Here is an 11,658-nt window from a genome sequence, read left to right as displayed (position 1 = left end):
GGCATCACGCCGATGGCGGCTCGGCTGATCGCGATGCTTGCGGAATGAGCGGCGCGACGAACCCGGATGGTTGCAATCGTGCGCGAGCGGAAGTCATGTCCGCGATTTCAGTAACTGTCATCTCGCACTTCGCGGAATACACGCGATGATGCAGACGTGCCTCGCGCGCTGTTCCACTGAATCGCTCGATCATGAGTCACTGCACACTCTGAACCGTCGATGAATAGCTGTGTGATGCGTTTGGCGCTGTTTCAGGTTGATGTAAGGTCAAGGCGCTAGCGATGAGAGTGTGTCGGTCTGTTGCCGATGCACGGAACTTTTGTTCCGGTTCTCACGTTGAATGTGCTCATCGAAGAGGCTCCCCCAATGATCACTCGTCTTCTTTCGACCGCGTCGTGCGCAGCGATCGCCACGGCGCTGTTCACTGCGACCGCCGTGCCGGCAATCGCGCAGGATGCGGCATGCGCGCCGGTCTCTGCCGTCGAGACCGCACCGCCGCCGTTGCCGACCTACGATCAGCCGCCGGTGCCCGGGCCCGGTTACATGTGGTCGCCGGGCAATTGGTCGTGGGACGAGGATCGCGGCGATTACTACTGGGTGCCGGGCACTTGGGTGCAGCCGCCGCGGGTCGGGCTGCTGTGGACCCCCGGTTACTGGGGCGCTTTCGGCGGCGGCTTCATTTTCCATCCGGGCTATTGGGGTGATCGCGTCGGCTTTTACGGCGGCATCAATTACGGCTTCGGCTACGGCGGTTCAGGCTATGAAGGCGGCCGCTGGGATCACGGCACGTTCTTCTACAATCGTACCGTGAACAATCTGCAGGGCACGCGGATCACCAACGTCTACGAGAAGAACGTCACGATCAACCAGACCACCGTCAACAACGTCAGCTACAATGGCGGCCGTGGCGGCATCGAGGTGCGGCCGACTCCCGCCGAACGTGCGATCGCCAAGGAGCAGCATTTCGCGGCGACGCCGTTGCAACGCAAGCAGGTCGAGACCGCAAGCCAGGATCCGAGCCTGTTCAAGCGGACCAACAACGGCGTGCCCGCCATTGCGGCAACAGCGCGTCCCGGCGAGTTGAAGGGACCGGGCGTGGTTCGCGCACGGCCGGCCGGCGAGGTGGTGCCTGCCAACGCTGCTCGGCCGGCGGCCGGGGAGCCGGCGCGGCCGGGCGCTGCAGCGGCACCCGCCGATTCCCATGCGCTCCCGGTGCCGGGCAAGGAGCTTCCGGCGGCGCATCCATCCGCCGAGGTGAACAAGCCTGCGGCCGAGGAGAAGCGCGCAACTCCCGAGACGAAGGTTGAGCCGCATCCCGCTGCACCGGCGCCTGCCGAATCCCATGCGCTTCCGGTCCCCGAGAAGGGCGTTGCGGCGCATCCGCCCGCCGAGGTGAACAGGCCTGCGGTCGAGGAGAAGCGCGCAGCGCCCGCCGCCGAGCCGAAGTTTGAGCCGCGGCCTGCAACGGAAGCGGCGCGGCCTGCCGCACCGGAGAGGCGGCCCGAGGAGGTGCGCAAGGAGGAGCCGCGGCCGGAGCCTGCCGCGAAGCCCGTCGCGCGACCGGAGCAGGCAGCACGGCCCGAACCGCGACCGGAGCCTGCGCCAAGGCCGGAAGCGCGGCCGGAGACCATGGCGCGCCCCGAGGCGCATCCGCAGCCGGCAGCACGGCCGGAGCCGCACGTTCAGGCGCCGCCGCATGCTGCGCCCGCCGCAGGTCATCCTGCAGAGGAGAAGCGGCAGGAGCAACGCTGAGGTACAATCGCGCTCCGCCGGCTCGTTCCGGCGGAGCGCGCACTCTCTTCCACCCGCGCGCAAGCGATCATCACTGGAGGTCGGTCATGGCACAGAGTCACGGTGGCAGCGGACAGCTTGACGACGGCAAGCCACGCCTGAGCGAGGACGATATGCAGCGAGCCCTGCTGGGTCCGCGGGGCGTGCCGGGCAAGCCGGATCCCGCCAGGATGACGCCGCAGCAGAAAAAGAACATGCCGAACTATCTCGATCCCGGACATACGTCGTAGCGCCCGTGGTCTGAGCGCGTGCTGCGCCGCCCATTGCCGGGTGGCGCGCGGGCGCACTTGCAAATCGCCTGCTTTTGCGCCCTCATGATTGCAGGTGCACTCACGGTGTTGCGGAGCAGGTTGTGAGAAATCCGTACGAGGTTCTAGGCGTTGCCCCGACGGCGTCCTCGGCCGATATCCAGAAGGCCTATCGAAAGCTGGCGAAGAAGCTGCATCCGGATCTCAATCCGGGCGACAAGGCGGCCGAAGAAAAGTTCAAGGAAGTCGCCGCGGCGAACGATCTGCTCTCGGATGCCGACAAGCGCAAGCGCTTCGATGCCGGCGAGATCGACGCTGATGGCACCGAGCGGCCGCAGCATCGCTACTATCGGGATTTCGCCACCGCGGATGGGGGGCATCCCTACGCCGACAGTTCGGGCTATGCCGACTATATGGATCAGGACGACGCGTTCGCCGAGCTGCTCCGGCGCAGCGAGCAGGCACGCGCCAACCGGCGTGGCCGCGACCTGCACTACAGCCTCGCGATCGATTTCGCGGAATCGATTGCCGGTGCGAGCAAACGCCTGACGCTTCCGGATGGTGGCACGCTCGACGTCACGATCCCGCCGGGGCTCGTCGACGGCCAGGTCATTCGTCTGCGCGGCAAGGGCATGCCGGGCAGCGGCAAGGGCGGTCCCGGCGATGCTCTGATCGAGGTCGAGGTTCGCCCCGATCCGCGCTTCACCCGCGAGGGCGACGACATCTCGCTGGAATTGCCGATCTCGCTGTCAGAGGCTGTGCTCGGCGGAAAGGTCAACGTTCCAACGCCGACCGGCGCGGTCACCATGACGGTTCCGAAGGGCTCGAACACCGGCACGACGATGCGGTTGCGCGGCAAGGGCGCGCCCAAGGTCGGCGGCGGTCACGGCGATGAGTTCGTCAAGCTCAAGGTGGTCCTGCCCAAGGGACCCGATCCCGCGCTCGAGGCGTTCGTGTCGAACTGGGATCGCAAGGGATTCAATCCACGCGATGATGGTGCATCATGAACAAGCAGCAGTTCCTGATCGATGCGGGTCTGGAGGTGCAGACCCTGGAGTTCTGGATCGAGCAGCAATGGCTCGTTCCGGACGAGACCACGCACGAGATCAGCTTTTCCGACACCGACCTGGCGCGCGCGCATCTGATCCGGGATCTGAAGGGCGATTTCGGCGTCAACGACGAAGGGATCGACGTCATCCTCCATCTGGTCGACCAGCTGCATGGCTTGCGCCGTGCGTTCGAAGAATTGCACAAGGATATCGCGTCATCGCCGCGCTAGCCGCCTCGCTTGCGACGAACCTCGGTCCCGGGAGACATTCATGACGGACAAGCCGACGCCGCTGGCCCATGGCGAGATCGACGTGCTGATCTTGCAGGCGCTGGTGCGGAAGCTGATCGCAAAGGGCGTGCTGACGCCGGACGATGTCCGCGCGATGCTGTTCGAGGCCGCGAAAAACCTGGACCTTGTCGGCAGCGAGCTGACGACGGAAGCCGCCAACATCATCGTGCAGGAAGATCTGGCGCCGGCATTCCTCGGCGGTTGATTACGTCAGGTCTGGCCGCTGCGGTTGGAGACCAGCCGGATTTGCGTGATCTGGTCGGCATTGCCGGCAAGATAGGACTGCGCGTCGCGCACCAGACGCTCGATTGCCGCGGCATCATAGCTCGGATGACGGGTGTTCAGATGCAGATCGGTCTCGATCTGCATCACATTGGCCGTGGCATCGGCGCCGATCTCGATCGAGAACGACACCAACGAAACGTGCGGGCTCTTGAACGCCATGTCTTGATCTCCTTTCGTCGCGCAGTGGGCGCCGTTACCTCAGGCTGCTGACTCTTCCCTTGCGCTCGCAGCATTTTGCGTGACCACACCAGCGTGTCTGCGGTCGAGCTCCTCGATCATGCCACGGGCAATCTCGCGCTCGCCCATGATCACGATGTCGGCCCCGAGCCCCTTCAGATGATCGACCTCGGCGTCGGAATGGGCGCGCGCGATGATCTGGATGTCGGCATTGGCGGCGCGCGCCTGTTCGACGATCTGTCCGGCCTCGAACGCTTCGGGAATCGCGATGACAAGCGATCGCGCGCCGGCCGGATTGGTCGCGCGCAGCACGCTGGCGCGCGCGGCGTTGCCCATCAGGGCTTCGATGCCGCGCTGCCTGAGCTTTGCGACCATGTCGTCGGACGCCTCGACCGCGAGGAACGGCGCGTTGCGCTGATGCAGGGCATCACCGACGATGCTGCCGACCCGGCCGTAGCCGACCAGGATGGTGTGACCCAGCAAGTCGGTCACCGGGATCGCTTCGGCGGTCGCAACGGTTGGCGAGGCGGCCTGCGGCTTCTCGAGCCGCGCGGTCAGCCAGTCGACGACCGCGAACACCAGCGGGTTGAGCATGATCGAGAAGATCGCGCCGGCCAGGATCAGGTCGCGGCCGGCCTTCGGCAGCAGATTGAGGGCAACGCCGAGCTCCGCCAGGATGAAGGAGAATTCGCCGATCTGGGCGAGGCTCGCCGAGATCATCAAGGCGGTCGCCATCGGATGACGGAACAGCACGACGATCAAGAGCGCTGCAAGCGACTTGCCGACCACGATGACGAACAGCGTCGCGAGAAACGGCCACGGCTCGCGCACCACGCTGAGCGGATCGAACAGCATCCCGACCGAGACGAAGAACAGCACCGCGAATGCGTCGCGCAGCGGCAGGGTTTCCTGGGCGGCGCGCTGGCTCAGCGGCGATTCCCGCAGCATCATCCCGGCGAAGAAGGCGCCGAGCGCGAGCGACACCCCGAACAGCTTGGTCGCGCCGAACGCGATGCAGAGCGCGATCGCGAGCACGGCCAGCCGGAACAGCTCGCGCGAGCCGGTATGCGCGATGTAGTGCAGGGCCCACGGGATCAGCCGCCGTCCGACCACCAGCATCAGCGCGATGAACACGGCGATCTTGATCAGCGTCAGCGCCAGCACGCCGGTCAGCCCGAGGCCGAAGCGGGTGGCGAGCGGGTCGGAAACCAGCGCCGCGCCGTCGCCGCCCTGGAAGCTCGCCACCGCCGGGAACACCACCAGTGCGAGCACCATGGCGAGGTCCTCGACGATCAGCCAGCCGACCGCGATCTTGCCGCGTTCGGTGTCCATCAGGCGGCGCTCCTGCAGCGCGCGCAGCAGCACGACGGTACTTGCGACCGACAGCGCGAGCCCGAACACCAGGCCGGCGCCGACGGTCCAGCCCATCACCAGCGCGAGGCCGAGGCCCAACAGTGTGGCGACCGCGATCTGCGCAATCGCGCCGGGCACCGCGATCGCGCGCACCGACAACAGATCGTTCAGCGAGAAATGCAGGCCGACGCCGAACATCAGCAGGATGATACCGAGCTCGGCAAGCTCGGTCGCGAGCGCTTGATCGGCGACGAAGCCGGGCGTGAACGGACCCACCGCGACGCCCGCGATGAGATAACCGACCAGCGGCGGAACCCGAAAGCGCTGGGCGATGGTTCCGAAGACGAAGGCGAGTCCGAGGCCCGCGACGACCGTCGCGATCAGAGGTGTGTCATGCGGCATTTCGCCTTGTCGCACAGCATGGTTGGCGGTGCACCGCGACCATTTGAGGCGCGGCATTCCGCGCGCGAAACTGTGATCTATTGCTCATGGCGTGAGCATATGATCTCATGCCGCGATGGATCCGCGGCTGCCAAGGACCGATCTTGTCATCTTCGACTGTGACGGCGTGCTCGTCGACAGCGAGGAATTGAGCTGCCGCTGCCTCGCCGAGGCGATGGCGAAGGCCGGCATCGAGATGAGCACCGAGCGGACGCTCGAACTCTTCCTCGGGCGCAGCACCACGGCCCTGGTCGCGTATTGCCGGGGCGTGGGCAGGCCGTTGCCTGAGACCTTCCTGCCTGAATTGGCGTACCAGGTGCGCGAGACCTTCCGCGCGCAGCTCAAGCCGATTGCGGGCATCGCCGCCGTGCTCGCGGAATTGCGCCTGCCGTATTGCGTCGCCTCATCGAGCGATCTTGACCGCGTGAGGTTCTCGCTCGAGCTGACCGGTCTTGCGTCGAGCTTCGGACAACGGCTCTACACCGCGCAGATGGTCGAGCACGGCAAGCCGGCGCCGGATCTGTTCCTGTTTGCCGCCGGCAAAATGGGAGCCGATCCGCGCAGCACGCTGGTCATCGAGGACAGCGTCAGCGGGGTGACGGCGGCAAAGGCCGCCGGCATGAAAGTGTGGGGATTTGTCGGCGGCGCCCACTATCGGTTGACGGACGGCAGTGCTCTGCTGAAGCAGGCCGGGGCGGATCGAATCTTCGCCGCGATGACGGATTTCTGGAACGAAGGCTGACGCACGATCATGGCTGCGCCCGACAACGAAAAGTCTCGCCTTGACGATGCGGCGCGCGCCGGCTGGCTGTATTTCATCGCGGGCCACACCCAGGACGAGATTGCAAAAATGCTGCAGGTGTCGCGCGCCTCGGCGCAGCGCCTGGTGTCGCTGTGTCTTGCCGAGCGGCTGATCACGTTTCGTCTCGAGCACCCCATTGCGGCCTGCATGGAGCTGGCATCGCGGCTGAAGGCGCGGTTCGATCTAGTGCATTGCGACGTCGTGCCGACGGATCCGGCGGCGCCGCTGTCGAATGCAGGGATCGCGGAGCGCAGCGCCAATCTGCTGGAGCTGACGCTGCGCTCGGAGACGCCGGTCATCGTGGCGCTCGGCACCGGCCGCGCGGTGCGCGCCGCAGTCGAGCGGGTCTCGCCGATCGAGCGGCCCGATCACCAGATCGTCTCGCTGGTCGGCAACATCTCCGCCGACGGCTCGGCGAGCTTCTACGACACGGTCGGACGGCTCGCCGACCGCACCGGCGCCCGGCATTACCCGATGCCGCTGCCGTTCCTGATGTCGAGCGAGGACGAGCGCAACCGCATGATCCGGATCGATCCGATCGCGCGGGTGAGGGCGGTGGCCGCCAAGGCCGATCTTCGGTTGATCGGCATCGGCCAGATGGACCAGAAGGCCCAGGTCCATGTCGACGGCTTCGTCACCCGCGAAGAATTGTTGGAGATGATGCGGCTCGGCGCGGTCGGTGAGGTGACCGGCTGGGCCTATGACGCCAAGGGCCGCTTGATCAAGGGTGGCACCAACAAGCGCCTGACCAGCATTCCGCCGCAGATCCCGGCGGTATCGACCACGATTGCGGCCGCCGTCGGCGCCGCCAAGGTGCCGTCGATCAAGGCCGCGCTGGCGGGCCGGGTGATCAACGGCCTCATCACGGATGAGGCCACCGCACGCGCGGTGCTGGATCGCTAGAAGTCACGAGTCGGGTCACTCCCTCTCCCGCTTGCGGGGGAGGGCTGGGGTGGGGGTCTATCCTCGAGTCGTACTGCGGAGAGAGCCCCCACCCGGATTGCATCGTCGATGCAATCCGACCTCCCCCGCAAGCGGGAGAGGTGAGCCTTCGATGCCGCTCCAGCTCAATCCAATTCGCCGTCAGTCGCTCCCTTCGCATCCGCGAAAACCACCATTCCGGGCTGTGATGGAACCCGCAATCGCGCGGGACGGCGCACCCGCGTGCTTGACAAATTTTAACGACGGGATGAACATACGCTCAACACGTGGGCATATGCTCAACGTGACATAAGGGAGGTCACCTTGAAAAACGTCCTTTGCGCCGTTGCGGGCGCGGTCAGTCTTTTGATCTCTGCCCCCTCGATCGCCCAGACCACGCTGACGGTGGCGACCGTCAACAACAGCGACATGATCCGCATGCAGGGGCTCACGAGCGAATTCACCGCGAAGAACCCCGACATATCAGTGAAATGGGTGACGCTCGAGGAGAACGTGCTGCGCCAGCGCGTGACCACCGACATCGCCACCAAGGGCGGCCAGTTCGACGTGCTCACCATCGGCACCTACGAGGTGCCGATCTGGGCCAAGAAGAGCTGGCTGGTGCCGCTCGACAAGCTCGGCGCCGACTACGACGTCGGTGACCTGCTGCCGAAGATCAAGGATGCCGTCTCGGTCGACGGCAAGCTCTATGCCGCACCGTTCTACGGCGAGAGCTCGATGGTGATGTATCGCACCGACCTGTTCGACAAGGCCGGCCTGAAGATGCCGGAAAGCCCGACCTGGGACTTCGTGGTCGATGCCGCCAAGAAGCTGACCGACAAGGCCGGCGGCGTCTACGGCATCTGCCTGCGCGGCAAGGCCGGCTGGGGCGAGAACATGGCGTTCCTGACCGCGATGTCCAACTCGTTCGGCGCGCGCTGGTTCGACGAGAAGTGGGAGCCGCAGTTCAATTCGCCGGAATGGAAGAAGACGCTCACGACCTATGTCGACCTGATGAAGCAGGCCGGACCTCCCGGCGCCTCGTCCAACGGCTTCAACGAGAACCTCGCGCTGTTCAGCGCCGGCAAGTGCGCGATGTGGATCGATGCCACGGTGGCGGCGTCCATGGTGACCAACCCGAAGGATTCCAAGGTTGCCGACAAGGTCGGCTTCGCACTGGCCCCGAATACCGGGCTCGGCAAGAACGCCAACTGGCTGTGGGCATGGAGCCTCGCGATACCCGCCGGCTCGAAGAAGGTCGATGCGGCCGAGAAGTTCATCGCCTGGGCGACCAGCAAGGATTACACCAAGCTCGTCGCGTCGAAGGAAGGCTGGTCCAACGTGCCGCCCGGCACGCGCACCTCGCTGTACAAGAACCCTGACTATCTGAAGGTCGCCCCCTTTGCCAAGCTGACGTTGGCCTCGATCGATGCGGCCGATCCGAACAAGCCGACGGTGAAGCCGGTGCCTTACGTGGGCGTGCAGTATGCGGCGATCCCTGAATTCCAGGGCATCGGCACCCAGGTCGGCCAGCAGTTCTCGGCCGCGTTGTCCGGCTCGACGTCAGTCGATGCGGCGCTCTCGGCTGCGCAGTCCGCAACCGAGCGCGAGATGAAGCGCGCGGGCTACATCAAATAAGCCACGCCCGGACAAAGCCAGGGCGCAGCACGCGCCTTGGCCGCCCGACCAGCTCAAACCTCCCGGGCTGGGCCACTCGCGACCATCCTGTCCCGCAGCGGGATGGTCGCTCCTTTCCTTAAGAAGGAGGCGGGGATGGCGACCCAGCAGACCCAACTGCTCGCACGCACGCTGCTCACGCCCGCGGTGGCGCTGCTGTTCATCTGGATGATCGTGCCGCTCGCGCTCACGATCTACTTCGCGACCCTGCATTACAATCTGCTCGATCCCGGCTCCGAATCCTTCGTCGGGCTGGAGAATTTCCGCTACTTCCTGACCGATCCGGCCTTCCTCGCCTCGCTGCAGAACACCCTGGTGCTGGTCGGCTCGGTGCTCGCGATCACGATCATCCTCGGCGTGCCGCTGGCGCTGCTGCTCGATCAGCAGGTGGTCGGGCTCTCCATCGTCCGCTTGATGGTGATCGCGCCCTTCTTCGTGATGCCGACGGTGAGCGCGCTGGTCTGGAAGAACCTGTTGATGCATCCGGTGTCGGGACTGTTCGCCTGGATCGCGCATCTGTTCGGCCTGCCGGCAATCGACTGGTTCAACGATGCACCGCTGCTCTCGGTGATCCTGATCGTCTCCTGGCAGTGGCTGCCGTTCGCGACGTTAATCCTGCTGACAGCGCTGCAATCGCTCGACGAGGAGCAGAAGGAAGCGGCCGAGATGGACGGCGCGAGCGCGATCTCGACCTTCATCTACATCACCCTGCCGCACCTGGCGCGCCCGATCACGGTGGTGATCCTGATCGAGACCATCTTCCTGCTCACGGTGTTCGCGGAGATCTTCGTCACCACCGGCGGCGGCCCCGGCCTGCAGACCACCAACATCGCCTTCCTGATCTATTCGCAGGCGCTGATCCAGTACGACGTCGGCAGCGCCTCGGCGGGCGGCCTGGTCGCGGTGGTGCTCGCCAACATCGTCGCGTTCTTCCTCGTTCGTATCGTCGGCCGGAATCTGGAGGCGTAACGTCATGGCGCGGATGGTCACGACACGGAACAAGGTGATCTCGACGGCGGCGGCCTGGCTGGTCGGCTTCCTGATCTTCTTCCCGATCCTCTGGATGGTGCTGGCGAGCTTCAAGACCGAGCTTGAAGCCTTCGCGATCCCGCCGTCGTTCCTGTTCTTCCACTGGACGACGGAGAACTACGTCACGGTGCAGGAGCGCAGCGACTACCTCCACCATGCGCTCAACTCGATCATCATCGCCGGCGGGTCGACGTTGATCGCGATGCTGATCGCGATTCCCGCGGCATGGTCGATGGCGTTCTCGCCGACCAAGCGCACCAAGGATGTGCTGCTCTGGATGCTCTCCACCAAGATGATGCCGCCGGTGGGCGTGCTGGTGCCGATCTACCTGATCTACCGGACGTTCGGCCTGCTCGACACCCGCAGCGGCCTGATCTTCATCCTGTGCCTCGGCAATCTGCCGATCGTGATCTGGATGCTGTTCACCTATTTCAAGGAGATCCCGAAGGACATCCTCGAGGCGGCGCGGATGGACGGCGCCACGATCGGGCGCGAGCTGATCTATGTGCTGACGCCGATGGCGGTGCCGGGGCTCGCCTCGACCTTGCTGCTCAATCTGATCCTGGCGTGGAACGAGGCGTTCTGGACCCTCAATCTGTCGACGCTCGAGGCCGCGCCGCTCACCGTGTTCATCGCATCTTATTCCAGCCCGGAAGGATTGTTCTGGGCGAAATTGTCGGCGGCGTCGACGCTCGCGATCGCGCCCATTCTCGTGCTCGGCTGGTTCAGTCAGCGGCAGCTCGTCCGCGGCCTGACCTTCGGCGCGGTCAAGTAGCAGAAAGGCTTGTCCAATGGGTCAGATTACGCTGCAGGGTGTGCAAAAATCGTTCGGGCCGGTCCACATCATCAAGGGCGCCGACCTCGAGATCACTGACGGCTCCTTCGTCGTCTTCGTCGGTCCGTCAGGCTGCGGCAAGACCACGCTGCTCCGGCTGATCGCGGGGCTCGAGGATGTCACCGGCGGCGCCATCCTGATCGACGGCCGCAACGTGGTCAATGTGCCGCCGGCCAAGCGCGGGCTGTCGATGGTGTTCCAGTCCTACGCGCTCTATCCGCATATGAGCGTGCGCGGCAACATCGCGTTCGGCCTGAAGATGGCCGGCATCGCCAAGGACGAGATCAACCGCAAGGTCGAGGCCGCCGCGGCAACCCTCAACCTGACGCCCTATCTCGACCGCAAGCCGCGCGAACTCTCCGGCGGCCAGCGCCAGCGCGTCGCGATCGGCCGCGCCATCGTGCGCGAGCCGAAGGCGTTCCTGTTCGACGAGCCGCTGTCGAACCTCGACGCCGCGCTGCGGGTACAGATGCGGCTCGAGGTGACGCGATTGCAGAAGCAGCTCGGCACCACGGCGATCTACGTCACCCACGACCAGGTCGAGGCCATGACCATGGCCGACAAGATCGTGGTGCTGAACGGCGGCAAGATCGAGCAGTATGGTTCGCCGCTCGAGCTCTATGAGAAGCCTAACCCGTCTTATTCATCAGCGGCTTGTTGAGAGGCTGGCGAGCGTGGCGTAAGCCGCTGAGGTGGCGTAGGATTCGGTTGCTGACACCCACCCTCCGCGCATCCGGGCCGCCACACTCGCCATGACCGA

At 65.3% G+C, this 11,658-nt stretch carries 12 protein-coding genes and 1 pseudogene; 11 read left to right on the top strand and 2 right to left on the bottom strand.

The features are described from left to right. Nucleotides 1–366 precede the first annotated feature (366 nt). From AC066Y_RS29375 to AC066Y_RS29355, 5 genes are all read left to right on the top strand, one after another. Nucleotides 367–1,752 (top strand): YXWGXW repeat-containing protein, encoded by a 1,386-nt coding sequence (locus AC066Y_RS29375; RefSeq protein WP_478276912.1) that lies wholly within the window; start codon nt 367–369, stop codon nt 1,750–1,752. Nucleotides 1,753–1,838: 86 nt separating this feature from the next. Further along, nucleotides 1,839–2,021, top strand: coding sequence for a hypothetical protein (locus AC066Y_RS29370; RefSeq protein WP_092116659.1), 183 nt, complete (start codon nt 1,839–1,841; stop codon nt 2,019–2,021). A gap of 122 nt (nt 2,022–2,143) precedes the next feature. After that, nucleotides 2,144–3,046, top strand: coding sequence for a DnaJ C-terminal domain-containing protein (locus AC066Y_RS29365; protein WP_478276911.1), 903 nt, complete (start codon nt 2,144–2,146; stop codon nt 3,044–3,046). Further along, entirely contained in the window at nt 3,043–3,318 is a 276-nt protein-coding gene (locus AC066Y_RS29360; RefSeq protein WP_092116655.1) for a chaperone modulator CbpM, read from the top strand. Before AC066Y_RS29365 ends, AC066Y_RS29360 begins: the two co-directional genes overlap by 4 nt. A gap of 40 nt (nt 3,319–3,358) precedes the next feature. Then, nucleotides 3,359–3,583, top strand: coding sequence for a hypothetical protein (locus tag AC066Y_RS29355; RefSeq protein ID WP_021081495.1), 225 nt, complete (start codon nt 3,359–3,361; stop codon nt 3,581–3,583). A 5-nt stretch (nt 3,584–3,588) separates the two neighbouring features. Here AC066Y_RS29355 and AC066Y_RS29350 read toward each other — a convergent pair whose 3' ends face one another. Continuing rightward, nucleotides 3,589–3,822 (bottom strand): hypothetical protein, encoded by a 234-nt coding sequence (locus tag AC066Y_RS29350; protein WP_478276910.1) that lies wholly within the window; start codon nt 3,820–3,822, stop codon nt 3,589–3,591. 39 nt (nt 3,823–3,861) lie between these two features. After that, nucleotides 3,862–5,595 carry a YbaL family putative K(+) efflux transporter gene (gene ybaL / locus AC066Y_RS29345; RefSeq protein ID WP_478276909.1) on the bottom strand — a complete coding sequence of 578 codons (1,734 nt, stop codon included), beginning with the start codon at nt 5,593–5,595 and terminating at the stop codon, nt 3,862–3,864. 115 nt (nt 5,596–5,710) lie between these two features. On the opposite strand from ybaL, the gene AC066Y_RS29340 reads away from it, so the two are divergent. The 6 genes and pseudogenes from AC066Y_RS29340 to AC066Y_RS29315 all read left to right on the top strand — a co-directional run. Further along, nucleotides 5,711–6,376, top strand: a complete 666-nt coding sequence (locus tag AC066Y_RS29340; RefSeq protein ID WP_478276908.1) for an HAD family hydrolase — start codon at nt 5,711–5,713, stop codon at nt 6,374–6,376. A 9-nt stretch (nt 6,377–6,385) separates the two neighbouring features. Next, on the top strand, nt 6,386–7,339 hold the full coding sequence (locus tag AC066Y_RS29335; RefSeq protein ID WP_456758592.1) for a sugar-binding transcriptional regulator: 954 nt from the start codon (nt 6,386–6,388) through the stop codon (nt 7,337–7,339). A 342-nt stretch (nt 7,340–7,681) separates the two neighbouring features. After that, nucleotides 7,682–8,995, top strand: a complete 1,314-nt coding sequence (locus AC066Y_RS29330; protein ID WP_478276907.1) for an ABC transporter substrate-binding protein — start codon at nt 7,682–7,684, stop codon at nt 8,993–8,995. A gap of 135 nt (nt 8,996–9,130) precedes the next feature. Further along, nucleotides 9,131–10,003: a carbohydrate ABC transporter permease gene (locus AC066Y_RS29325; RefSeq protein ID WP_478276906.1), complete on the top strand. Its 873-nt coding sequence runs from the start codon at nt 9,131–9,133 to the stop codon at nt 10,001–10,003. A gap of 4 nt (nt 10,004–10,007) precedes the next feature. Beyond that, nucleotides 10,008–10,838: a carbohydrate ABC transporter permease gene (locus tag AC066Y_RS29320; protein WP_092116645.1), complete on the top strand. Its 831-nt coding sequence runs from the start codon at nt 10,008–10,010 to the stop codon at nt 10,836–10,838. Between the two features lie 16 nt (nt 10,839–10,854). Further along, nucleotides 10,855–11,529, top strand: a pseudogene (locus AC066Y_RS29315) (ABC transporter ATP-binding protein); the annotation flags it as partial. Nucleotides 11,530–11,658 lie beyond the last annotated feature (129 nt).

The organism is Bradyrhizobium sp. USDA3010 (assembly GCF_056429065.1).
The sequence above is the reverse complement of the archived record's forward strand: the minus strand, read 5'-3'. Positions and strand labels throughout refer to the sequence as shown.